Here is a 24,236-nt window from a genome sequence, read left to right as displayed (position 1 = left end):
GGCGATTACGTCTGGCGGCAGAGCCGCAGACTGGAAGACGGGAAGTTTCGGCCCTTACGGATGCCCGGAAAACCTTAGCGTACGATTTTTTCCGAATTCTGCGGGCTCCCCAACTTGCCATAGATGGGCAGGGCCGCAGTGGCCGCCAGTAGATAGGCGGTCACGACCCAGGTGAGGGCGGCACCGGCGTTCAGCTCAACCCCTATGATGGGCAAGGGCGTGGTGACGATGCTCTTTTCCAGTGAGCCCAGGGCGATCACCAGGGCCACGCTCGAGAAGACGGTTTTGGGGGACATAGGCAGGCTCGCTCATATGAGATATCGGCACAGGGGGTGCAAGGCACATTATTGTCTCATATATCATTAGTCGATGGTCAAAACCACTGCCAACCATGATGAAGGTCGCGACATCTGCGCGCTGGATCTGCTAGGGTGAGTCTTTGCCGAAGAGGACGCCCCCCATGCCCCAGTCATCCCCCTGCGATCATCACCAGAGTGAACAGCCCCGATTCGACGAGTACGACGCCCTGATCTTCGACATGGATGGCACCCTGGTGGACTCCATGCCTCTGCACCTGGATGCCTGGGAAATCACCAGTGCCGAGTTCGGCCTGCCGTTTGATCGGGCACAGCTCAACGAGTACGGCGGCATCACCACCCGCAAGATAGTGACCATGCTGGCAGAACAGCACGGGCTGACCATCGACGTGGAAGCCTTTGCCCGGCGCAAGGTGGCCCTCTACCTGGCACGGATCGACGACGTCCGGGTGTATCCCGCCATGTGGGAGCTGGTCAGGCAGTACCACGGCAAGGTGCCCATGGGCATAGGCACCGGCTCAACCCGGGAACATGCGGCGTACATCCTGCGTCAGACCGGGCTCGATGCCTTCATCTCCGTGCTGGTGAGTGCCGATGATGTGGTCAATCACAAGCCCCACCCGGACACCTTCCTGAAAGTGGCCGAACAGCTCGGCGCCAACCCGGCCAACTGCCTGGTGTTTGAAGACACCCGGATAGGCATTCAGGCGGGCAAGGCCGCCGGCATGACCACCTTGCTGGTCACCGAAGGGACGCTGCAACTGGTGTGAGCGGTGCGGGCCCATCCTAACCGACGGGCCCGCACCAGCTTACTCGGCCTCATTCTCCCCCCTCCTTCCCACCTGCCGGTACCGGGCCGTCCGGCCGCTCAAATCCCAGATCTGACATGCAGTTGTCAAATTCCGACTCCCCCGGTTTGCCATGCTCCCTGCAGCTCTCAAACGCCGCTTTCATCTCGGCCGACAGCTCGTGCGGAGGCTTGGGCGGAGTACGGCTGCCCTGATCGCCCGCTGCGGCGGTCAGAGTAGTGAGGGAAAACAGCAAAGGCAGAACAATCTTCATGGTATGACTCCAAAACGGGTGGCATACACCGGCACGGTGCGGCGATGGCCCACGGCAGCGGGCGGCATCATGCTAGCGAATCGCCGCGAACTGATGGGTCAAGGGGAGGTAAAGAGGGTGTCAGGTCGGCGTAAATCCATAAAAAACGCCCCAGGCGGGGCGTTGTTTTCATGGCGGCCATTACATGGCGTTGGTGGATTCGAAGATCTTGTCGGCCGACGCTTCGACGAAGCCAGGGTAGAGCACGCCGTCGGCCTGCGGGTAGCGCAGGGCAAACTCGTAGAAGCAGCTCGGGATAGTGCGCACGCCGTCGCTGAAGGGCACCTCGGCCTTGTCTGCCATGGTGGAGGATTGCTCCAGCATCACCTCGGGATCGCCCTTCACCTCGCCGCCAACGGTGTTGAGCACGAAGCCTGCCGCCTTGAGCGCCGCATTCACCTGCTGGATGGTGTCGAAGTCCTTCAGGCGGTTGATGTTGACGGTGAAGTGGTTGGCACGATAACCCCAGGCGGCCATCCAGGCGGCATACTCGCTCTCTGCCAGCAGGGTCTGGTAGTCGGTGTGGGAGACCTGCCAGGGTGCGCCGGCGTAGAGGAAGGCCGGGGTGTCGGTGAGGTGATCGGGTACCTGATCCACCAGCTTGTGGATGATGGCCTGGGCAACTTCGGAGAGCTCTTCCACCTTCAGCTCGCTGATGAACACCTTGGGCGCATCAGGATCTTTATGCTCGAAGTGTTTGGCATAGAGCTTCTTGGCCTTGAATACATACTCGCCCTTCTCTTCATACCCCAGGGCGCGGAAGTGGGCCGCCAGTTTCTCGAGACCGAGCTTGGGCAGGTTGTAGGTCCGAAACGCCACGTGATCGTTGATGATGGGGGCACCGCCGCCCAGCAGTTGATGAACCTTGTGAGCACTGGGGGTGACCTGAATGTAGTTGTCCCACAGATGGCCAAACAGGGTGTCGATATCCTTTTGCATCTCTCTTTCCTTTGATTGCGGGTACAGACAGGGGCACCTGTTCAGTGCCCCTCTTTTATTTTCTTGTTATCAGAAGGTCAGACCGGGAGACAGTTGATCCGGCATAGCAGCCTTGCTGTCTTCGACGGAGGCGACCGGGTAAGCACAGTAGTCGGCGGCGTAGTAGGCGCTCGCTCTGTGGTTGCCGGAGGCACCGATGCCGCCAAAGGGGGCGGCACTGGAGGCGCCGGTGATGGGCTTGTTCCAGTTGACGATACCGGCACGGATCCGCTTGAAGAAGTGGTTCCAGTCCGCTTCATTGTCACCGAGCAGGCCGGCCGAGAGACCGAAACTGGTGGCGTTCGCCTTCTCGATGGCCACATCGAAGTCGTCGTAGCGAATGAGCTGCAGCAGCGGGCCGAAGTACTCTTCATCCGGCAGCGCACTGACCGCGGTCACGTCTATGATGCCCGGGGAGACAAAGCCGGTGCCCGCTTCCAGGTGCTTGAGGGCAAGCAGGCTTTCACCACCGAGGCGCTGCAGGTTGGCTTGCGCCTCGACCATGCCGAGTGCGGCCTTCTCGCTGATCATGGCGCCCATGAACGGCTGCTCGGCGGCGTCATAGAGGCCGACCTTGATCTGGCCGACCACCTCCACCAGGCGCTTGACCAGGGCATCGCCCCGCTCGCCGCGCTCGACAAACAGACGGCGCGAGCAGGTGCAGCGCTGGCCGGAGGTAATGAAGGCGGACTGCACGATGGCATGGACTGCGCCGTCGATGTCGCTCACATCTTTCACGATCAGCGGGTTGTTGCCCCCCATCTCCAGTGCCAGGATCTTGCCCGGCTGGCCGGCAAACTGCTGATGCAGGAAGTGGCCGGTACGGGAGGAGCCGGTGAAGAAGAGGCCGTCGATGTCCGTATTGCCGGCCAGCGCCTTGCCGGTGTCGACCTCCCCCTGCACCAGGTTGAGCACCCCCTTGGGCAGCCCCGCCTCCTGCCACACCTTGACCATGGCTTCAGCCACCATGGGAGTCAGCTCGGAAGGCTTGAACACGACCGCATTGCCGGCGATGAGCGCTGGCACAATGTGGCCGTTGGGCAGGTGGCCCGGGAAGTTGTAGGGGCCGAACACGGCCACGACGCCATGGGGCTTGTGGCGCACGAACGCCTTGACGCCCGGCATGGGGTTTTCCACCGTGCCGGTACGCTCGTCATGGGCCCGGATGGAGATGGCAATCTTGCCCTGCATGGCCGCCACTTCGGTGCGGGTCTCCCACAGGGGCTTGCCGGTTTCACGGGCGATGGTCAGGGCCAGCGCCTCCTTGTGCTCGCCGAGCAGGTCGGCATAGCGGCGCACGATGGCAAGGCGCTCTTCAAGGGCCAGATCGGACCAATGGTAGAAGGCCGTGCGGGCCGCCTTGACGGCCGCATCCACCTGGGACTGGCTTGCCGCCTCACCCCGCCAGATCACCTCGTTTTTGGCCGGGTCGATGGATTCGAACGGCTTGCCTTCACCGGCCAGCCACTGGCCATCGATAAACTGGACTAAAGACATCATCAATTCACTCCCTGTGGGTACGCAGGCCGCCTCGGCAGCCTGTCTCAATGCTGTGCTGCGGGGCGGGTCAATCCAGATCGACGACGCGCACCATGTCGCCATTTTCCACCTTGAGGGCGGCCGCCATCTTGGGCGGAATGATGGCTTCGTGCTTGTCCAGATCGACCCGGATGTTGCCGTAGCAGGCGCGGTATTGCTCGAACCTGGTGTTGCAGATGAGGTAGGTATGACCGCCGATGGGCTCACCCACCAGCACCGCCAGCTTCTGGCTGCGGCGCACGCTGCGAATGTTCTTCACCTCGCATTCGACGGTGGGGCCGGCGTCGAAGATGTCGACATAACCGCGATTCACGAACCCCTCATCCTGCAGCATCTTGAGGGCAGGCCGGGTCTTTTCGTGGGTCTTGCCGATGACGGCGCGCGCCTCGTTGCTCAGCAGGTTGACGTAGATGGGGTACTTGGGCATCAGCTCGGCGATGAAGCGCTTCTTGCCGATGCCGGTCAGATAGTCGACGGTGGGAAAATCCATCGAGAAGAAATGTTTTTGCAGCCACTCGTAGAAGGGGCTGTGGCCGTTGCCATCGGAGACACCACGCATCTCGGCAAAGACGGTACTGTCAAACAGCTCGGGGTGTTCGGCCATGAACAGGAAACGGTGCTTGGAGAGCAGACGGCCGTTGAGCCCCTCGCGGGCGCATTCACGCAGAAACAGGGTGCAGAGCTCGGAATTGCCGGTGTAGTCGTTGGAGAGGGTGAGGGTTTCCACGACATTGTAGATGCCGAGCTTGGGAGAGGAGTGCACCACCTTGCCGATGTGATAGTTGTAGAACGCCTGAGACAGGCCGACCGCCGCGTCGATGGCGCAGGTACCGACCATCTCCCCGGTCTCCAGATCCTCGGCCACGAAGAAATAGAGGCACTCGCCCTTGCCGGCGGGCTTGTCCAGGAAGGTCTGGGTCGAGGCATCGATCTTGCGTTGCAGCAGCTCGTCGTTGACCGGCAAGGATGTCATGCCGGTGCCGGATTCGATGGCACAGGTCTTGAGGCCGGCGAAGTCGCGCTGCTCGATAGGACGGATAACCAACATAAATGACAACTCCCTTTCATTGACGACAGGTGGGGTCCCGGCTCCTGCCGGGAGGGCTCCCCACCTCAATTTGGATCAGGCGTTGACCACCTGAGCGACCGCTTTCTCGAACCGTGCCAGCCCTTCCTTGATGTCTGCTTCCGGGATCACCAGGGAGGGGGCAAAACGCACCACGTTGGTACCGGCAACCAGCGCCATCAGGCCCTGATCGATGGAGGCGAGCAGGAAGTCTCGGGAGCGGCCCTTGAAGTCATCGTTGAGCACGGCGCCCAGCAGCAGGCCCTTGCCGCGCACTTCGCTGAAGCAGTGGTACTTGGCGTTGATGGCTTCCAGCCCTTCGCGGAACAGCTGCTCGCGCTGCTTGATGCCGCTCAGCACTTCCGGGGTGTTGACCACGTCGATCACCGCCTCGGCCACGGCACACGCCAGCGGGTTGCCGCCGTAGGTTGAGCCGTGAGTGCCCACTTTCAGGTGGGAGGCGATCTCGGTGGTGGTCAGCATGGCCCCGATGGGGAAGCCGCCGCCCAGCGCCTTGGCGCTGGTGAGGATGTCCGGGGTGATGCCCAGACCCATGTAGGCAAACAGCTCGCCGGTACGACCGACACCGGATTGCACCTCGTCATAAACCAGCAGGGCGTTGTGCTTGTCGCACAGCTCGCGCACCCCCTTGGCAAACTCGTCGGTGGGGCTGATGATGCCACCCTCGCCCTGCAGCGGCTCCATCACCACGGCGCAGGTGTTGTCGGAGATGACGGCAGCCAGCTCCTCCAGGTTGTTGTAGGCGACGTGGGTGATGTCGGCAGGCTTGGGACCGAAGCCATCGGAGTAGGCAGCCTGGCCGCCGACGCTGACGGTAAAGAAGGTACGGCCGTGGAAGCCCTGGTGGAAGGCGATGATCTGGGTCTTGTGGGCCCCGAACTTCTCGATGGCGTAGCGGCGGGCCAGCTTGAGGGCCGCTTCGTTCGCTTCGGCGCCGGAGTTGCAGAAATAGACCTTCTCGGCGAAGGTGGCGGCGACCAGTTTCTTGGCCAGGCGCAGGGCCGGCTCGTTGGTCATCACGTTGGAGAGGTGCCACAGCTTCTCACCCTGGGATTTCAGGGCCTCGACCAGTTTGGGATGGCAATGGCCCAGGCCATTGACCGCGATCCCGCCCGCGAAATCCACATACTCGCGGCCTTCCTGATCCCAGACACGTGACCCCTCGCCGCGCACCGGGATGATTTTGGCCGGCGCATAGTTGGGAACCATCACTTCATCAAACACTTCACGTGTCACTGCCAACAACTCTGACATATTGCTCTCCTGCTATCTCGCGGCAGAATAATCCACCGCCCAAAAGTTAAATCCGTGTAAACGTGGCGGAATTATCACAGAAAAAAAGTAAAAAGTCTGTAACTTAACCGCCTATAAGGAACAATGTTCGATTGCCTTTGAGATTTTAGGCAACCGCATTGCATAACGGCTCAGGGGGTGTTGGCAAGAGATAATTTGGACAGGGAGGAGGGTGAATAAAGTCTCAGGGAAATTTTTTTTTGCCTCATGACGGTTTTGAGACAGACATCGCAATTTTTTCAGGAAACGGCCAAAAAGTTGGCCAGCAACTGGTGCCCCTGTTCGCTCAGAATACTCTCCGGATGGAACTGCACTCCCTCCAGCGCCAGCGTTTTATGCCGCAGCCCCATGATCTCGTCCTGGCTGCCGTCGGCATGTTCGCTCCAGGCGGTGACCTCAAAACAGTCGGGCAGCGACGCCGCCTCCACCACCAGTGAATGATAGCGGGTCACCCGTAGCGGGTTGTTGAGCCCCTTGAACACCCCCTCCCCTTTGTGACGGATGAGAGATGTCTTGCCGTGCATCACCTGACGGGCACGCACCACCCGGGCACCAAAGGCCTGTGCCAGGGACTGATGGCCGAGACAGACGCCGAGGATGGGGATCTCGCCGGCAAAACGGGAGATGGCGGCCAAAGAGATGCCCGCCTCGTTTGGCGTGCAGGGGCCGGGAGAGATCACCAGATGGCGGGGGGCAAGCCGGGCTATCTCCTCCAGGCTCAGCTCATCGTTGCGCCTGACCACCACCTCTTGCCCCAGAGCGCCGAAGTATTGCACCAGGTTCCAGGTAAAGGAGTCGTAGTTGTCGATGAGTAGCAGCATGCAAAAAAACCCTGGGAATAAGACAGAGACGGTGATCGGACAGCCCGTTACGAGCGCGGGCAGACAAACGCCGCGCATTCTGGCATGTCTCTTTGCGTTAATAAACCGGCGATCACCTCACCTGCTGTGCAGTCTGTTCGCTCTTCAATGGCGATCCGGGCCTGTCGACCCCACCCGGCGGTGGGCCTGTCCCCGACCGGGCAGCATCAGCCGCTCCATGTCAGGATGGCAAGGTAAAAGAGACGGGAGGCGACCGGGAAAAGGGTACAGGACGTGACAGGCAGATGGGAAGGAGTCACCTTGGCAAGGGCTGGCAACGGACCTCAGCGGTCCAGATAACGGCCCTGTTCCAGTTCCCGTTCCCGCTGGCACTCGGCCAGATAGATGGCAGCCGCGATGGCCGGGGTCTTGTGGTGCTTGTCGATGGCGTTGGAGACCATCAACTGCAAGGTATTGAGGCTCTTGGCCTTGCGAAACTTGCGCAGCCAGTGACCCTTGTCACCCAACTCTTCACTCAGGGTTTGTGATTCGACAGACATGCTTTCTCTTGGGGCAAAGCCCGTGTTTGACATTGGGGAGGTTGCGACAAACCGGAAGGTGTAAAACAAAGAAAGCCAGGCATCCACCCAGCTCTCTTCTACTACACCTTCCCAGTATGTCAGGCTCGAGGAACGAAGCCGACGACATCATATACGCTGATCAGGGTTTTTTCAGCCCTTTCACGCGCCTTTTGTGCGCCAGCCGCCAAAATGGCCTGCAGATGGGCCTCATCCTGACGCAGCTCGCGGAAGCGCGCCTGGATGGGTTCCAGCAAGGCGACCACGGCATCGGCCGTTTCACTCTTGAGGTGGCCGTACATCTTGCCTTCGAAGTGTTGCTCCAGCTCCGGGATGGAGCGGCCGGTCACACCGGACATCAGGGTCAGCAGATTGGAGACCCCCGGCTTGTTTTCGGGATCAAAACGCACCACGGCCGGCTCGTCGGAGTCGGTCATCGCCCGCTTGATCTTCTTGACGATCTGCTTGGGATCTTCCAGCAAGCCGATGAAGTTGGCCTCGTTGTCGTCGGACTTGGACATCTTCTTGGTCGGGTCCTGCAGGCTCATCACCCGGGCCCCTTCGGTCGGAATGAAGGGTTCCGGCAGGGTGAAGACTTCGCCATAGAGGTTGTTGAAGCGGGTGCAGATGTCGCGGGTCAGCTCCAGATGCTGCTTCTGGTCATTTCCAACTGGCACCTGATTGGCCTGATAAAGCAGAATGTCGGCCGCCATCAGCACCGGATAACCGAACAGGCCGACGTTGACGTTGTTCTCGAAACGAGCGGACTTGTCCTTGAACTGGGTCATGCGCGACAGCTCGCCCATCTGGGTGTAGCAGTTCAGGATCCAGCCGAGCTCGGCGTGCTGGGGCACGTGGGACTGGATGAAGACGGTGCTCTTGGCCGGGTCGATGCCCACCGCCAGATAGAGGGCGGCTGCGTCGAGGCACGCCTTGCGCAAGGCGGCCGGATCCTGGCGGGTGGTGATGGCGTGCAAATCGACGATGCAATAGAGGCAGTCGAAGTCATCCTGCATGCTGACCCACTGACGCAGGGCTCCCATGTAGTTGCCGATGGTCAGCTGGCCCGAGGGTTGGGCACCGCTCAATACGATTGGTTTAGTCATCAGAGTAGTAATCCTTGTTATCCGCCAGCCCGGTCTGGATCAGACCAGCAGGGCGTCGAGTTCGGCAAACTGCTCGCAAACCCAGTCGGGGCGGGAGTCTGCGATAGGGCGGCCATAGTTGTAGCCATAGGTGAGCCCCACCACCTTCATACCGGCGGCCTGGGCAGCCAGCACGTCATTTTCGGAATCCCCCACCATCAGGGTGCGGGACGGGCTGACACCCAGCTCGTGGCAGGCGTGCAGCAGCGGCTCCGGGCTCGGCTTCTTCACGGGTACGCAGTTGCCCCCGAGCCAGAGTGCGAAACAGTCGTTGATGCCGAGGGCCTCCAGAATGGGCTGCACGAAGTGACTCGGTTTGTTGGTCACCACGGCCTGCTGGTAACCCAGCCCCTGCAGACGGCGCAGGCTCCGGGCCACTCCGTCATACATGGCCAGGCCTTCCAGCAGACAGGCCTGATAGTGACGGTCGAACAGGGGGCGGGCCTTGGCAAACTGCTCCGGGGCGTCGCGGTAATCGAGAGCCCGCTGGATCAGCTTGTCGGCGCCGTTGCCGACCCAGGTACGCACCACGGCCTCGTCGGCCTCGACCAACCCCAGCTCCGCCAGGGTACGGTTGACCGCCAGCGCCAGTTGCGGGGCGCTGTCAATCAGCGTGCCATCCAGATCGAACAGCACCAGGTCAAAGGGGCGATCAGCGACGGACATGGGCAAGCTCCGCGCGCATCTGGTCGATCACCGCCTTGTAATCCGGCTTGCCGAAGATGGCAGAGCCCGCCACGAACATGTCGGCACCCGCCTCGGCAATCTCGCGAATGTTGTCGACCTTGACGCCGCCATCGATTTCCAGGCGAATGTCGCGGCCGCTCTCGTCGATCAGGCGGCGCACCTGGCGCAGCTTGTCGAGGGTGCCGGGGATGAAGCTCTGACCGCCAAAGCCCGGGTTGACCGACATCAGCAGGATCACGTCCAGCTTGTCCATCACGTACTCCAGGCAGCTGAGCGGGGTCGCGGGGTTCAGCACCAGACCGGCCTGGCAACCCTGCTCCTTGATGAGGCCCAGGGTGCGATCCACGTGATCGGAGGCTTCCGGGTGGAAGGTGATCAGGCTGGCACCGGCCTTGGCAAAATCAGGCACGATGCGATCCACCGGCTTGACCATCAGGTGCACGTCGATGAGCGCTTCGATGCCGTAATCGCGCAGCGCCTGACAGACCATGGGGCCTATGGTCAGGTTGGGGACATAATGGTTGTCCATCACATCGAAATGGACCACGTCGGCCCCGGCGGCCAGCACCTTGGCCACATCCTCACCCAGACGGGCAAAGTCGGCGGAGAGGATAGAGGGGGCAATCAGAAAGTCTTTCATCAGCGTCATCCATTGGCAGCGTGGCAGAAAAAACGGCGCAATTTTATCGCAAAAGGGCGATGAAAACGACCCGCATCTACAGAACACGCCGCTCCGGCACCATGGCTGGCAAACGATGCCAGGCGCGGCTCACGGAATACCAGCGGCAGCATCAGAAATGACAACGGCCCCCTCAGGGACCGTTGTTCACTCAGCCGACGGCAACCAGCTCCGCCTCACCGGGATAATAGCCCTGTTCGGGCTCGATGCCGGGCGGATAGAGCGCCAGCAGCTCGGCCACCTTGTTGCGACCACCGCCGTTGCGGCTGATGGTGCGCTTGACCAGGATCTCGTCGAGCCGGGCGCCACGATAGAGCTCGCGGGTCAACTCGATGTCATGGTTGCTGATGAGCACGGGCACCCCTTTATGGGCGGCGGTGTGGCGAGCCAACCTGGCCAGCAGCGCCTGATCGTCCAGGGTGAAACCGCCCGCCGAATAGGTGGTGAAACTCGCCGTGGTGGAGAGGGGGGCATAGGGCGGATCGCAGTAGATCACCCAGTCTTCCTCTGCACGGGCCATGGCGTCGGCATAGCTTTCACAGATGAACGTCGCCTTCTGCGCCTTCTCGGCAAAGGCCCACAGCTCTTTCTCCGGGAAGTAGGGTTTCTTGTAGGAACCGAAGGGAACGTTGAACCCCCCCTTCTTGTTGTAACGGCACAAGCCGTTGAAACCATGGCGATTCAAAAACAGGAACAACTGAGCCCGTTCAAAACCGGCCGCGGTCTGGTTGAACTGGGTACGGAGCCGATAATAGGCGGTCTTGTGGTTGTGCTCGGCCACGAACAGCTTGCGGGCCTCGCTGATGAAGCTGTCCGGCTGCTGCTTGAGGTGGTTGTAGAGGCCAATGAGATCCGGATTGATGTCGTTGAGCACATAGGCGTCGTAATCCGTGTTGAGAAACACGGATCCCGCCCCGACGAAGGGCTCCAGCAACACACGCCCGGCCGGCAAACGCTCGGCGATCTCTTCGACCAGGGAGTATTTTCCCCCGGCCCATTTTAAAAACGCGCGTGTTTTTTTCATGGAAGTCCGGTGTTGACAAGGCTATGCCCAGAAAAGGGGGGTGATTCTACCCCCTTCTTCGGGTGGCTGGCTATTGCTTCAATTCTTTTTGTATCTGGGCGAATGACTTGGGCCAGGGTTGTCCCTTGAGCAAGGCAGGCGACAGCTTGCGAATGGCCGCCTTGGCCTGGGCACTGCTGGCGTAGTCCCCCTGCACCACCACATACCAGGGACTGCCACGGAAGCGGGTCTTGTAAACCCACACCTTGCCCGCCAAGCCATGCTCGGCCACAAAGCTGTCTACCGCCTTGGTGTTGCTCGCCCCCATCAACTGGATGCTGTAGTGATTCTTCGGCTTCTTGTTGAGAGTCGCCACCGGCGTCAACGCCACCTTGGCCGCCGGGGCCGCTACCGGCGCTGTCTGCGCGCCACTGGCCGGTTGAGCCTCTGTTCGCGGGGCACTGTTCGGAGCCGGATTCTTGACCTGGGCCGTCGTTCCGGTCGGGACCGCACGGGAACCGCCCCCTACCAGCTCATCCACCACGGCCGTGGGCAAGGCGCCGCTGACGTTCGGCTGGTTCATCAATTTCTCGACCACTTCGTCGGAGATGACGACCCGGCGCCCCTCATAGTTGGTTGACTCCGTGGTGACCGTCTCGCTCTCGACCTTCTTGGGCAAGGGCTTGGCATCGGACTGCCAATCGCGGGCAACCTGATTCCCTGACGGGATGGCAGTGGCGCCACTGCTCGTTTGAGTACTCAAGGCCCCGCTCGCCGCACCGACGTTCACAGGATCGCTTGAGACGGGATCGGGCAACACCGTCCCCTGGGACGGAGCCTCGGCGGGGTCCTGGCCTGCATTGTCGAACAGGGGCAGATAGCTCAGGGCCAGCAACCCGCCCGCCACCAGGGCAAGCACGATCGCTATCTTCTTGACGGGCAACTCGGCCTGACGTTTCTTGGGCCTTCTGTCGGTCATGGTATCCTCCAGTAACTGCATGATGGCTGACGGATGTCCGCCCGCCCCATTCAGGATCTCTTCCACTTTCGGCTTGGGCAAGAGGGCTGTCGGGATCTTGAGCTCTTTGGCCTTCTCATACAAGAAGATACGTTGCTCAGGAGCGCTCAGTGGCGCGACTTCCAGCTCGAGGGCTGGCATGGCCCGTCCCTTGAGGAGCGCCTTCTGGTTACGACACCAAGCGTCATCACCCGAGAGCAGGATGGCCAGTTTATGAGGAGATGCCAGGGTATCGTTGTGACGACAGAGCGCCCACAACTCCCCCACCAGCTCGGCAGGCAAGGTATCGGCACGTTCGATGATGAGCAGCAGTCTGGCAGGCTTGTCACCCACCATGCGAAAGAAGCTGTCCGCCAGGGCATCCTGCGCGTTGAACAGGGGACGTGCCACCACCTGCTGCAACAGCAACTGGCGCACATCCGCCATCTTCATGGACGGGCTGCCGATGAGGCTGGCCACCCGCACCGCATCGGGCAGTTGGGCAAGCAGCGACTCGCACAGTGTGCCACGGCCACTGCCTGGCTTGCCGGAGAGAAAAACAAAGGGGTGGTTGAACTCGATCAGGTGCAGCAGCCGGTCAACCAACTGCCGCTGAGAAGGCAGTTTGAGCAATTTATTAGTGGTCACGACCAGACTCGATCACCGCCATCAATTGCTCGTCTGTCACATCGGCCACGACCTGGGCCTGTCCGATCCCGATCGGCAGCACCAGCCTCAGTTTGCCTTCCAGCACCTTCTTGTCACGGCGCATATGGCGAATGAAGGCGGCAAAATCCATATCGGACGGTGCCTTGACCGGCAAATCGGCGGCCAACAGCAGATCGCGGACTCGTGCCACCTCTTGCGCCGTCATGTCGCCACGGGCCAGGGCCGTCTCGGCCGCCAGCATGGTTCCCGCCGCCACGGCTTCACCGTGCAGCCAGTTGCCGTAACCCTTCTCCGCCTCGATGGCATGGCCGAAGGTATGTCCCAGGTTCAGCAAGGCGCGCACGCCGTGCTCGGTCTCGTCCTGACCGACCACATCGGCCTTGATCTCGCAGCAGCGGCGAATGGCATAGGAGAGTGCATCACCGTCGAGGCGCTGCAGGCGGGTCATGTTGGTTTCAAGCCAGGAGAAGAAGGCGGCATCCCAGATGATGCCGTATTTGATCACCTCGGCCATGCCGGCGGCAAATTCCCGGGCAGGCAGGGTCTTGAGGCAGTCGGTATCGATGATCACATGCTTGGGCTGATAGAAGGCACCCACCATGTTCTTGCCGAGGGGATGGTTGACGGCGGTCTTGCCGCCGACGGAAGAGTCAACCTGGGAGAGCAGCGTGGTAGGCACCTGAATAAACGGAATGCCTCGTTGGTAGCTTGCCGCAGCAAAGCCGACAACATCACCTATCACACCGCCCCCCAGAGCGATCAGAGTGGTATCACGACCATGACTGGTTTCCAGCAGAGCAGACATGATCCGCTCGAAGGTCGCCAGGGTTTTGTAGGCCTCGCCATCGGGCAGGATCAGGTGTTCCACCTGAAAACCGGACAGCAACTGAATGATCTGTTCAAGATACAGGGGCGCGACCACGGTATTGGTCACTATCATGACCCGCTTGCCCTTGATCGTCTGCGCCAGTACCTCGGGGCGTTGCAGCAGACCGGCAGCTATCTCTATCGGGTAGCTGCGTTCACCCAGTTCGACCTTCAACCTTTCCATGGACGTCCTCTAATGAATTACATACCAATCAACTTGACGATTTGATTAGCGACAACTTTGGCACTCTGGTCATCCGTCTGGATGACAAAATCGGCAACCTCTTCGTACAGGGCGTTGCGCTCTTGCGCAAGACGCTCAAGCACTTCACGGGGCGGCTCTTCGGTTTGCAGCAAGGGACGACGCTTGTCTCTCTGGGTTCGCGCCAATTGCTTTTCAATGGTGGTTTCGAGGTAGACCACGATGCCGCGTGCGGAGAGTTTGTTGCGGGTTTCACGGCTCTTGATGGCACCGCCACCCGTTGCCAGCACGATACCCTGCTGTTCGGCGAGTTCACCGATCACCTTCTCTTCGCGGATCCGGAAGCCTTCTTCGCCTTCAACATCGAACACCCAGCCGATATCGGCACCACTGCGGCGCTCAATCTCATGATCTGAGTCGAAAAACTCCATGTGCAGTTGTTCTGCCAGATGTCTACCTATGGTGCTCTTGCCCGCACCCATGGGACCTATCAGGAAAATATTGCGTTTCTCAGCCATGTCTTTTCGTTAGTAATTACAAACTGTATGGCCCCGGTAAACACTCGACCGGGGTACCTATGAACCTTATCTTGCGATGGATCAGGAGGGGGATTATCTCAGTAGAAACCAGGACTGGCAACCGCAGCCCTTACGCCCCAGCCTCATCGGGGCGTAAGGTTATATGTGTTTTACTCTCACAAGTAAAGTTTTCAGAGGGCGTCGGTCACTATCCTCGGGGTCACGAAGATCAGCAGTTCACGCTTCTTGTTTTCACTGGTGGTTTTCTTGAACAGATAGCCCAACCCGGGGATATCACCCAGCAGCGGCACCTTGCTGACATCGCTCTTGATGGTCTGTTGATAGATGCCGCCAAGCACCAGAGTTTCACCGTTGTTGACCAACACCTGGGTGGTGATGGACTGGGCGTTGATGGACACCGCATCCCCGGTTCCGGTCGGCACGGTTTCACCCTTGGTATCCTGAGTCACGGTCAAGTCCAGGATCACCCTGTTGTCCGGGGTAATCTGCGGTGTGACCTTGAGGCTCAACACCGCCTTCTTGAAGGTGACCGAGGTCGCCCCGCTCGAAGAGGACTCCACATAGGGGATCTCGGTCCCCTGCTCGATCAGGGCCGGCTTCTGGTTGGCCGTGGTGACACGCGGACTGGCGATGATCTCGGCCTTGCTCTCCTTTTCCAGAGCCGAGAGCTCAAGATCCAAAAGGGTGCCATTGGCAAGACGGGCAACCTGGAATGCCAGGGTGCCGGCCGCGTTGGTCACCGGCAGGTTGACGTTGAGTCTGTCTTCTACGTTGGGGCGAGTGATGGTGGAACTGCCATCATTGTTTCCGGCGCCATCATTACCCTCTATGGTGCCCGAGGTGCCGTTGCCATGACCGTCTGTCTTGGTCACCCCCCAACGAACCCCCAGTGCCTCATCGAAACCATCATCAATGGTCACCATGCGCGCCTCGATCACCACTTGCTTGACCGGGATATCGAGGATATCCAGCATCCGCTTGACGTTGCTGATGACATCCGCCGTGTCCTTGACCACCAGCACGTTGGTACGTTCATCCACGCTGACCGCCCCTCTGGGGGAGAGCAGCTTGGTGCTCTCGGAGGAGAGCAGGGCCGCCACTTCCGATGCCTTGGCATAGTTGATCTGCAGATACTCGGTGTAGAGGGGAGCGAGATCCGCCACCTGGTTACGGCTCTCCATCTGTTGTTTCTCGCGAGCGGCAATCTCGTCCGCCGGCGCCACCAGCAGGATGTTGTTGTCCAGCCGTTTGTCCAGCCCTCTGACCTTGAGGATGATGTCCAGCGCCTGCTCCCAGGGCACGCCATCGAGACGCAGCGTGATGTTGCCGGAGACCGAGTCCGTGGTCACCAGGTTCAGATTGTTGAAATCGGCGATGATCTGCAACACGGTACGAACAGGAATATCCTGGAAGTTCAATGAGATGGGCTTGCCTTGGTACTGCTTCGCTGCCGTGGTGGCCACCCGTTTTTTCACCTCGATGATGAACATCTTGTCGGCCTGATCGTAACGGTAGTCAAACTGGCCGTTCACCGAGAGCTCGAACAGGGTGTCATTGCCCTGGCGGAACACCTCCACCTGGGAGACCGGGGTAGCAAAGTCCTGCACATTGATGAGGTTGAGCTGATCATCAGGCACCCGGGTACCGTGGAACTTGGCCAGCACTTTCTGACCACGGCTGCTGACATCCACCGCCGCCGAACTGTTGTCCAGCGTCACGAGGAACTCCCCCTGCCCCTCCTTGCCACGGCGAAAATCCACGCCCTTGACCGAGTTGAAGTAGGCGCCCCCCATGTTTGCCTGAGACACGGACAACACCGGCTTGCCGGGGGCAACGGGCGAAGGAGCCACGGTAGGTGTGGCAGCCATGGCCGGCTGAGCCTGATACTGGGACTGGTTCTGGGCAACTCGCTGGGTGTCAATCAGCGCAGATTGGGTCACCGGCTGGCTTCTGACGAGCGCAGACTGGCTGGCTGCAACAGGCGCCGCCGAGGAAGCGACCGGCTGCCCTGCCTTGTCTCCCAGCGCCACCAGCAATTTATTGCCCTGCTGATGGACCTGATAGGGGGTGAGCTGATCGAGGGCGATCTTGATGTCGAGCCCCTGCCCCTTCCCCTCCACCAGGAGGTTGTTCACCCCTTGCTGCTTGATGGGCAGGGGATTGACCGTCAGGGCACCGATGGCCCCGGGTACGTGCAGCAGAAGCTGATTGGGTTCATAGGTCAACCTGTCCGTAAAACCGCTGACCGGTTCGCTGAAGCTGAGCTCCAGCAGGAGTTGATCGGCCAGCAGGGGATTCACCTTGACCTCCTGCAACGCGGGTACTGCCCACACCTGAGTGCATCCGCCCAGCCACAGCAGCGCCACACCGGTCATCCTTCTTATTGTTGTTCTCATCTCTGCTCATCCCTGATCATAGTTTTGCGTCGAGATTGGCCATGGCCAGCTGGGTTTCTCGGGTGACCCAGCATCCTTTGCCATCCGGTACCGTCTCCATCAAGTCAACATGCGTGTTCGTTATCTTGATGACCCTGCCCTGATCCAGCCCCATGTGCTGGTTGAGCCCGACGCGCACGGCTTGCCCGTCCGGGGTTTTGATCAATGCCCACAACTGCCCCTGCTTGCCGATGGAGCCTTTCATGCTCAGGCTGGCAAGCGAGTAGCGTTCCAGCACCTCCTTTTCCCGATTGGCCACTATCTGGGCACAGTCCGGCTTGGCCTTGGCATCCAGCCTGGAACTGGTTTCCGGCTGGGGTGCAATAAACGGACTGCGCTGATCGCTGCGTTGATAGACCATGGGAGAGAAGGGCTTTATCTCCGGCAAAGATTCGATCGGTACCGGCTTTCTGGCCTTGGTCTGTTTGACATATTCATCCATGTCCTCCTGTCCCCCACAGGCCGTCAACAGCAGCGCCGACAAGAGAAGTACGCCCGCTCTCATGCTCATGGCTTTTTCTCCACGGTTTTGCCGTTGTACTTGTAGGTCTTGGCCTGCATGGACATACCGATCAGCTCACCCCCCTTCCCCTGGCTGAGCTGGAAAGAATCCAGAATCACGATGCGCGGCAAAGCAGCCATGTCCGCCGTGAACTTGCCAAGTTCGTGATAGGTGCCCACGACCTCGATGCGCATGGGCAGCTCGGTGGAGAACTCGTGTTTCACCTCTGGCTCCCAATTGATCCTGTTCAATGTCAAACCGTTGTCGGTGGCAATGAAGCTGATGTCATCCAGCAAACCGGCGACTTCGTGGGTGTTGGGCAGCTGTTTGAGCTGGGTGTCGACCAGATGTTCCAGCTGGACCATCTGCTTTCTGTATGCTTCCAGGTTCGCGGCCAGCATTGCCTTGCTCTCGAATTGTCCCTTGAGCTCAGTCTCTTTTGCGGCTTCACGACCCAGGGCCGCCAGGGAATTGGCAATCACGTAGTAATAGAGTGCCCCGCCAAGCAGAGCACTGCAGAAGAAGACAAAGATGCCCTTGGCGATCGGCGGCCAGCGGGCAATGTCATTGAGATCCAGGTCGTTGAGTTGTTGCAGGTTCATTTTTGCCCCTTAGCCACGTTGGGTAGCGCCGTGGCAATCTGGAACATCATGGAGAACTGGCTCAGGGCGATGGGGGCCACCTCGGCCGTGAAAATGGTGCTGAGCTGGGATTGTGTCAGCCAGCCGGAACCGTCGATTCGGCGCATCATGCTGGCAACCCTGCCATAGGCTTCGGTCTTTCCCTTCACATCTATCTTGTTGTTTTGCAAGGCAAGGCTATCAAGATATACCCCATTGGGGACCAGCACCGGCAGCTGATTGAACAGACGCACAGGGATGTTGCGGCGCATCTGCAACTGCTCGATGAGTTGCATGCGGTCAATCAACTCCTTACGCCGTTCCTTGAGAAGCCTGATCTCCCCAAGCTGGGTGTCCAGGGTTGCCATCTCCTGCTGCAACCGCTGATTGCGCTGCTGCTGGTAACCGATCTGCTGCTGCACCAGCCAGTCTGCAGCAAAGGCGATGGCAGCCGTCCCCGCCAGGAACAGACCGAACAGGATGCCGAATTGTTTCTTCTGACGCTGCGCCCGAGCCTGCCGCCAGGGCAGAAGGTTTATATTTGACATGGTGTGAAGCTCCTCAGTGCCAGCCCGAGCGCCGTCATGTACTTGGCCCCATGAGTCAGCGCCCCCTCTCCCTGCGGCTTGCCAAAGAGTGCAAAGGGATCGGGATGCAGCACCTCGCAGTTGAGCTCGCTGCCGATTTGTCCGGCCAGCCCCGGCAGCAGGCTCCCCCCTCCGGTCAGCACCAGCCTGGAGAGCTCCTTGTTCCCCGAAGAGCTGCAAAACAGCTGCACGTTGCGCCGTATCTGCAACACCAGGGTGCTGAGGTGAGGCAACAGGACATCCACCTCATGATCCGCGGGCAGGGAGCCCTGGATCTTGGCCAGTTCCGCTTCTTCCATACTCATGCTGTAAAAAGAGGCCAATGCCTGGCTGTATTGATCACCACCAAAATTCTGCAACCGGGAATAGATGACCTGGCCCCGTAGCAGGGCGGCGAAAGTCAGGGCGCTGGCACCGATGTCAACGATGCCAACCGGTTTCTCCGAGGTTTGCAGGTCGGGCAGGCAGGCCAGCACGGCGCGTCCGAGCGCATGGGCCCCCACATCCACCACCATGGTCGTCATGCCAGCCTCCGTCAGGGCACTGACCCGGCCACTGACGCTCTCGGTCCGCGCGGCACTGAGCAGGACCTCCTGACGCCCGTTGTCGCCCGCCATCCCGAGGATTTCAAAATCCAGGCTCACTTCATCGAGGGGAAAGGGGATGAGCTGCTCTGCCTCCAGGTGAACCTGGTTCTCCAGCTCGCTCTCGTTGATGTTGGTATCGACCTGAATGATCTTGGTGATGACATTGGAACCGGTCACGGCCGTGGCCACGTTCTGGCAATCCCCTTGCACGAGCCGCTTGAGCGACTTGAGGGACTGACTGACCCGTTCAATGTCCTGAAGTTGATAGTCGACCAGCGTTCCTCTTGGCATGGGGATCTCGGCAACCGAACCGAGGTGCACCTTGCCGGGACGTCCGCTGATGGTGACGGCCTTGATGGTTTGACTGCCAAAATCAATGCCCGCCATGGAGACGAGGGATCCCTTACTTAATAGCCCAAACATATACACATCCATGCGTTATTGGGTTTTCGGACTTATTGTAGGACAGCGCGTCATGATGTGACGGCTTAACTCAATATAATGCTCTATCTATCAATGTCATAAAGTTTGTGTCAAAAGTTGACGCCCCTCTCCTTTCGGCCTTGATTGCGGCCCCCTTGGTAATTGTGCCCTGGAGTGCTACCCTCCCGCCTCTTCTCGGGGTCGCCTGTTTGCGGACAGGAAAACCTCGAATCCGCGAGGGTAAAAAGGCTATACTCTGCGCCCGTTGGCTAATTTTAAGACGATTGGTAGTTCTTCCATGCTGAAATGGCTCGTTCGCCTGTTTATTGTCATGATGCTGGGTGCTGTGCTGGGCGTTGCCAGCCTCATCGGCATCTACTTCTACATCAAGCCCCAGTTGCCGGACGTCAGCGCCTTGCGCGATGTCAAACTGGCTACCCCCATGAAGGTCTACAGCCGGGATGGGGAATTGATCTCCCAGTTTGGCGAAATTCGTCGCATCCCCCTGCGGCTGGACGAAATTCCCCAGTCCATGATCGATGCCGTACTCGCCACCGAAGATGCCCGCTTCTATGAGCACCCGGGCATTGACCCCATCGGCATCATCCGTGCCGCCACCGTCTGGGCCGTCTCCGGCCAGGCGCGTCAGGGCGCCAGTACCATTACCCAGCAGGTGGCCCGCAACTTCTTCCTGAGCAACGAGAAGACCCTGGTACGCAAAATCAAGGAAGTGTTCCTCGCCTGGCGCATCGAGCAGAACCTCTCCAAGGACGAGATCCTCACCCTCTATCTCAACAAGATTCCCCTCGGCTACCGGGCATTCGGGGTCGGCGCGGCCGCCCAGGTCTACTTCGGCAAGGAGGTCAAGGATCTGACCCTGGACGAGATCGCCATCATCGCGGGTCTCCCCAAGGCCCCCTCCATGCTGAACCCGATCCGTTCTCCGGAGCGCGCCTTCGCCCGCCGCAACGTGGTACTGGGTCGCATGCTGGAAACCGGCAAAATCACCCAGGCCCAGTATGACGAAGCCTCCAAGATGCCGGTCAAGGCCCGTTTTCACGGTGCCGAAACTACGCTGAACGCCCCTTATCTGAGCGAGATGGTGCGCCAGAAGATGGTGGAGCAGTTTGGTGAAGATGCCTACACCATGGGGCTGCATGTCTACACCACCGTCACCGCCAAGCGTCAGCGCGCCGCCCATCAGGCGCTGCTGGACGGTGTCTTCGACTACGACACCCGCCACGGCTACCGTGGCCCGACCGCCTTGCTGTGGAAAGCCGGTGAAACGGCCTGGGACTACGAGCAGATCATGGCCCATCTGGCCAAGCAGCCGACCTATCAGCCCCTGATGGCCGCCGTGGTCGCCCAGCTCGGCGACAAGAGCGCCACCCTGGTGCTCAAGAATGGCAAACAGGCCGAACTGGGCTGGAATGGCATCAAGTGGGCGCGCGCCTTCATCACCGACGATCGCCAGGGTTTTGCCCCGAAATCGGCGCGGGATGTACTCAAAGTCGGCGCCCAGATCTGGGTCAGGGAGAAAGGGGAAGAGTTGCTGCTCTCCCAGATCCCCGACGTCAACGCCGCCCTGGTGGCCATGAACCCTCAAGACGGCGCCATCGAGGCCCTGGTCGGCGGCTTCAGCTTCGAGCTCTCCAAGTTCAACCGGGTCGATCAGGCCCGTCGTCAGGTCGGCTCCAACATCAAGCCTTTCCTCTATGCCACCGCGCTGGAGCAGGGCTATACCCTGGCGTCCCTCATCAACGATGCACCGATCAACCAGTGGGATCCTGCCAAGGGCCCCATGTGGCAGCCCAAGAACTCGCCCGCCATCTATGAAGGGCCGACTACCTTGCGCCTCGGCCTTGCCAAGTCCAAGAACGTGATGTCGGTCCGCCTGATGCGCGCCATCGGGCTGGATACCTATATCGACGGCCTGACCCGCTTCGGCTTCGCCCGTGATCACATTTCCGCCAATGAATCCCTGGCGCTGGGTGCGGCGGAGTTTACCCCGCTGGAAGTGGTGCGCGGCTACTCGGTGCTGGCCAATGGCGGCTTCCAGGTCACCCCCTACTTCATCACCGAAGTGACCGACAGCTTCGGCACTCCCCTGTTCGAGGCCAACCCGGCCGCTGCCTGCCGCGACTGCGGCGTGCTGGCCGCCGCCGGTCTCGACAGCGCGGATGCCTATGCCAATACCACGGCAGACTGGAAGGCCCAGTGCCCCATCGATCCTGTCGTGCCCAACAACATGGCACCGCAGACCATCAGTGCCCAGAGCGCCTTCCTCATCACCGACACCCTGACCACCGCCATCTGGGGTGGCAATGGCTGGCGTGGTACCGGCTGGCGGGCAGCCCGTGACCTCAAGCGTCACGACATCTCGGGCAAGACGGGGACCACCAACGAATCCCGGGATGCCTGGTTCTCCGGCTATACCCCGAATCTGGTGGCCACCTCCTGGATCGGTTTTGACAACCACCAGCGCGGTCTGGGCCGGGCCGAGTTTGGCGGCGGCGCCGCCCAGCCCATCTGGATTGACTTCATGAAGACGGCTCTGCACCAGGTGCCCGAACGCAAGATGCCGGTCCCCGAAGGGATCATGCAGGTCCGCATCGATCGTGAAACCGGTCTGCTGACCAATCGCGCCGATGGCAGTACCACGGAGGAGTTCTTCAAGGAGGGCACAGAGCCCACCCGCTACGCGAGCCAGATCTCCGATGGCAATCAGGTGTATGGCGGTGACGATGCGACCACAGACGGTCCCGTCTCCACCGACGACATCTTTTAGGTCCCCTGGAAACAACAAAAACCGGCGCCCAGGCGCCGGTTTTTGTTTCGGGATGACGAGCGGGCTGCGTCAGCCCAGCAGGGCTTTCATCAGACTCGAGATGCGGGCCGCCAGCTCATTGAAGCAGGGGCGGCGAACCGAGTAGTGACGATATAGCAGGGAGATGGTGCGCCCCGGCACGGGGTTGATCACCGGGCGATAGCTGACGCCCCCCTCCTCCGGGTTGGCGGGCACGGCGAGCCTGGGCACCAGCGTCATGCCGCTGCCAGCGGCGACCATGTTGCGCAGGGTCTCCAGACTGGTGCCCTTGAAGCGCTGATCCTCACCGATGCCCGCGGCAAAACAGAAACCCATCGCCTGATCCCGCAAGCAGTGACCGTCGGCCAGCATCAGCAATTTCTTGCCCTTGAGATTGTGCAGGGGCACCGCCTTGGCGCTCGCCTCCGGGTGATGCTGGGGCACGGCCAGCCACATGGGCTCCTGATAGAGGGGGATGGCGCCAAACCCCTCCATCCCTTCCAGCTCCGCCAGCACGAGGCAATCCAGCTCCCCCTCCTCCAGCCGCTTGAGCAGCACTTGGGTCTGATCTTCGTAGAGGTAGAACTCCAGCTTGGGGAAGTGTTCACGCAGATCCTGGATGATGTGGGGCAGCAGGTAGGGGCCCACGGTGGGAATAAAACCGATGTGGATCTCGCCGGACATGGGCTCGGCGAAGTGCTGGCCTATGCTCTTGAGCTCTCGCGCCTCTTTGAGCACCTTGCGCGCCTGACGGGCCATGGCATCGCCGGCGGGCGTGAACAGCACCTTGCGGGAGGTGCGCTCGATGAGGATCACTCCCAGTTCATCTTCCAGCTTGCGCAGCTGGCCACTCAGGGTCGGCTGGCTGACAAAGCAGCGCTCCGCTGCCTTGCGAAAGTGTTTCTCCTCTTCCAGCGCTACCAGATATTCGAGATCGCGAAGGTTCATAGGTACTGCATCCTGCCGTTCAATGAGGCCGATAGCATGCACAAGAACAGTGCGGGGGACAAGGGAGGCGCGCAGACGGGTCTGCCCTCTCCCTCTCCCTCTCCTTTGACAAGCCGCAGGCGATGGGCGAGAGACTCACCCCATCAGAGAGGTGATGTGATCCGCGAACGCCGCTGGCTCTCCCAGATAGGAGGAGACAGGCAGCTCAACGACGCGCTCCCCTTGCATCAATCCCAGGGTCGGGAACACCTGCCCGCCGAGGCGGCGCAGCCACGCCTGGCTTGTGGCCAGATGGCCCACAAGATCGACCCGACCAAAGGCCAGGGCGAATGCTTCCGGTGTCAGCCCCTGCTCCCGCGCGAGCGCCGCCAGCCGTGTCGGGGAACCGACCCATTCCCCATCCCGGTAGTGGGTTTCCTGGATGCGGTGCAACAAGGCAAGGCCGTCGCCGCCAAGCTCGCTCACCGCCAGAACGGCGCGTATGGGCGGCTCGGAGTCGAGGAGCAGTGACTCGTTGAGCAGAAGCTCGTTGAAGTAGCGCTCACCAAAGCGCTGTCCGGTGAGGGTGTGGATGCGCTCGTCATGGGGGCGCACATAGTCCCGCAGGGGCTGTCCCATGGCCTGGCGCCTGGTGCCCATCCAGAGGCCCCCCCCATGCAGTTCGATGCGAAGGCCCGGGATCTCGGCAGCGGCTTTCAGCAGGGGGGCGGCGCCATAGCACCAGCCACAGAGGGGGTCATAGACATAATGGAGGGTTGTTTGCGCTTCGTTCATCATCATTCTCGCTTCAATGCTGGATAAAAAACCGGGCCCTCGGGCCCGGAAAAAAACACAGGGATGTAGGCGT

Annotated in this window: 23 protein-coding genes and 1 pseudogene; 2 read left to right on the top strand and 22 right to left on the bottom strand. The window is 60.5% G+C overall.

Going from position 1 to position 24,236, the window contains the following annotated elements; translation table 11 throughout:
• Positions 1–110: 110 nt before the first annotated feature.
• Positions 111–296, bottom strand: a pseudogene (locus PG883_RS00890) (MFS transporter); the annotation flags it as partial.
• 164 nt (positions 297–460) lie between these two features.
• Here PG883_RS00890 and PG883_RS00885 point away from each other — a divergent pair.
• On the top strand, positions 461–1,087 hold the full coding sequence (locus tag PG883_RS00885; protein ID WP_270806855.1) for an HAD family hydrolase: 627 nt from the start codon (positions 461–463) through the stop codon (positions 1,085–1,087).
• A gap of 49 nt (positions 1,088–1,136) precedes the next feature.
• Here PG883_RS00885 and PG883_RS00880 read toward each other — a convergent pair whose 3' ends face one another.
• The 19 genes from PG883_RS00880 to tapM form a co-directional block, all read right to left on the bottom strand.
• Positions 1,137–1,379 carry a hypothetical protein gene (locus PG883_RS00880; protein WP_210600750.1) on the bottom strand — a complete coding sequence of 81 codons (243 nt, stop codon included), beginning with the start codon at positions 1,377–1,379 and terminating at the stop codon, positions 1,137–1,139.
• 180 nt (positions 1,380–1,559) lie between these two features.
• Complete coding sequence (locus PG883_RS00875; RefSeq protein WP_103259708.1) at positions 1,560–2,357, bottom strand: DUF1338 domain-containing protein; 798 nt, start codon at positions 2,355–2,357, stop codon at positions 1,560–1,562.
• 69 nt (positions 2,358–2,426) lie between these two features.
• The gene (gene astD, locus PG883_RS00870; protein WP_270806854.1) at positions 2,427–3,896 is read right to left on the bottom strand and encodes a succinylglutamate-semialdehyde dehydrogenase; all 1,470 of its coding nucleotides are present in this window, start codon (positions 3,894–3,896) and stop codon (positions 2,427–2,429) included.
• A gap of 67 nt (positions 3,897–3,963) precedes the next feature.
• Positions 3,964–4,983, bottom strand: coding sequence for an arginine N-succinyltransferase (gene astA / locus PG883_RS00865; protein WP_039039587.1), 1,020 nt, complete (start codon positions 4,981–4,983; stop codon positions 3,964–3,966).
• Between the two features lie 75 nt (positions 4,984–5,058).
• Positions 5,059–6,276 carry an aspartate aminotransferase family protein gene (locus PG883_RS00860; RefSeq protein WP_041212571.1) on the bottom strand — a complete coding sequence of 406 codons (1,218 nt, stop codon included), beginning with the start codon at positions 6,274–6,276 and terminating at the stop codon, positions 5,059–5,061.
• A gap of 278 nt (positions 6,277–6,554) precedes the next feature.
• A complete protein-coding gene (locus PG883_RS00855; RefSeq protein WP_041215622.1) occupies positions 6,555–7,136 on the bottom strand; it encodes an aminodeoxychorismate synthase component II in 582 nt (193 codons plus the stop codon).
• Positions 7,137–7,459: 323 nt separating this feature from the next.
• Positions 7,460–7,675 (bottom strand): hypothetical protein, encoded by a 216-nt coding sequence (locus PG883_RS00850; RefSeq protein ID WP_010673831.1) that lies wholly within the window; start codon positions 7,673–7,675, stop codon positions 7,460–7,462.
• A 119-nt stretch (positions 7,676–7,794) separates the two neighbouring features.
• The gene (gene trpS, locus PG883_RS00845) at positions 7,795–8,799 is read right to left on the bottom strand and encodes a tryptophan--tRNA ligase (RefSeq protein ID WP_010673830.1); all 1,005 of its coding nucleotides are present in this window, start codon (positions 8,797–8,799) and stop codon (positions 7,795–7,797) included.
• A gap of 39 nt (positions 8,800–8,838) precedes the next feature.
• Entirely contained in the window at positions 8,839–9,504 is a 666-nt protein-coding gene (locus PG883_RS00840) for a phosphoglycolate phosphatase (RefSeq protein WP_270806853.1), read from the bottom strand.
• On the bottom strand, positions 9,491–10,165 hold the full coding sequence (rpe, locus tag PG883_RS00835) for a ribulose-phosphate 3-epimerase (RefSeq protein ID WP_041212569.1): 675 nt from the start codon (positions 10,163–10,165) through the stop codon (positions 9,491–9,493). Before rpe ends, PG883_RS00840 begins: the two co-directional genes overlap by 14 nt.
• Positions 10,166–10,355: 190 nt before the next feature.
• Positions 10,356–11,228 carry a Dam family site-specific DNA-(adenine-N6)-methyltransferase gene (locus tag PG883_RS00830; RefSeq protein WP_029314124.1) on the bottom strand — a complete coding sequence of 291 codons (873 nt, stop codon included), beginning with the start codon at positions 11,226–11,228 and terminating at the stop codon, positions 10,356–10,358.
• A gap of 70 nt (positions 11,229–11,298) precedes the next feature.
• Complete coding sequence (locus PG883_RS00825; RefSeq protein ID WP_203762772.1) at positions 11,299–12,852, bottom strand: SPOR domain-containing protein; 1,554 nt, start codon at positions 12,850–12,852, stop codon at positions 11,299–11,301.
• A complete protein-coding gene (aroB, locus tag PG883_RS00820; RefSeq protein WP_039039582.1) occupies positions 12,842–13,924 on the bottom strand; it encodes a 3-dehydroquinate synthase in 1,083 nt (360 codons plus the stop codon). Before aroB ends, PG883_RS00825 begins: the two co-directional genes overlap by 11 nt.
• Before the next feature lie 17 nt (positions 13,925–13,941).
• Entirely contained in the window at positions 13,942–14,460 is a 519-nt protein-coding gene (gene aroK / locus PG883_RS00815) for a shikimate kinase AroK (protein WP_010673824.1), read from the bottom strand.
• A gap of 191 nt (positions 14,461–14,651) precedes the next feature.
• Complete coding sequence (locus PG883_RS00810; RefSeq protein ID WP_202040746.1) at positions 14,652–16,877, bottom strand: type IV pilus secretin PilQ; 2,226 nt, start codon at positions 16,875–16,877, stop codon at positions 14,652–14,654.
• A gap of 16 nt (positions 16,878–16,893) precedes the next feature.
• The gene (locus PG883_RS00805) at positions 16,894–17,421 is read right to left on the bottom strand and encodes a pilus assembly protein PilP (protein ID WP_029314119.1); all 528 of its coding nucleotides are present in this window, start codon (positions 17,419–17,421) and stop codon (positions 16,894–16,896) included.
• A gap of 2 nt (positions 17,422–17,423) precedes the next feature.
• The gene (gene tapO / locus PG883_RS00800) at positions 17,424–18,020 is read right to left on the bottom strand and encodes a PilO family type IV pilus biogenesis protein TapO (protein ID WP_183148804.1); all 597 of its coding nucleotides are present in this window, start codon (positions 18,018–18,020) and stop codon (positions 17,424–17,426) included.
• A complete protein-coding gene (tapN, locus tag PG883_RS00795) occupies positions 18,017–18,586 on the bottom strand; it encodes a PilN family type IV pilus biogenesis protein TapN (RefSeq protein ID WP_039039579.1) in 570 nt (189 codons plus the stop codon). Before tapN ends, tapO begins: the two co-directional genes overlap by 4 nt.
• Positions 18,574–19,635, bottom strand: coding sequence for a PilM family type IVa pilus assembly protein TapM (gene tapM, locus PG883_RS00790; protein ID WP_270806852.1), 1,062 nt, complete (start codon positions 19,633–19,635; stop codon positions 18,574–18,576). Before tapM ends, tapN begins: the two co-directional genes overlap by 13 nt.
• A gap of 298 nt (positions 19,636–19,933) precedes the next feature.
• Here tapM and PG883_RS00785 point away from each other — a divergent pair, with 298 nt between their 5' ends.
• Positions 19,934–22,423 carry a penicillin-binding protein 1A gene (locus PG883_RS00785; RefSeq protein WP_270806851.1) on the top strand — a complete coding sequence of 830 codons (2,490 nt, stop codon included), beginning with the start codon at positions 19,934–19,936 and terminating at the stop codon, positions 22,421–22,423.
• A gap of 69 nt (positions 22,424–22,492) precedes the next feature.
• Here PG883_RS00785 and oxyR read toward each other — a convergent pair whose 3' ends face one another.
• Together oxyR and PG883_RS00775 are read right to left on the bottom strand one after the other, a co-directional pair.
• Positions 22,493–23,389: a DNA-binding transcriptional regulator OxyR gene (oxyR, locus tag PG883_RS00780; RefSeq protein WP_010673817.1), complete on the bottom strand. Its 897-nt coding sequence runs from the start codon at positions 23,387–23,389 to the stop codon at positions 22,493–22,495.
• Positions 23,390–23,524: 135 nt separating this feature from the next.
• A complete protein-coding gene (locus tag PG883_RS00775; RefSeq protein ID WP_270806850.1) occupies positions 23,525–24,169 on the bottom strand; it encodes a DsbA family protein in 645 nt (214 codons plus the stop codon).
• Between the last annotated feature and the right edge of the window lie 67 nt (positions 24,170–24,236).

The organism is Aeromonas sp. QDB25, assembly GCF_027707725.1.
In the GTDB taxonomy this organism is placed as follows: domain Bacteria; phylum Pseudomonadota; class Gammaproteobacteria; order Enterobacterales; family Aeromonadaceae; genus Aeromonas; species Aeromonas caviae.
The sequence above is the reverse complement of the archived record's forward strand: the minus strand, read 5'-3'. Positions and strand labels throughout refer to the sequence as shown.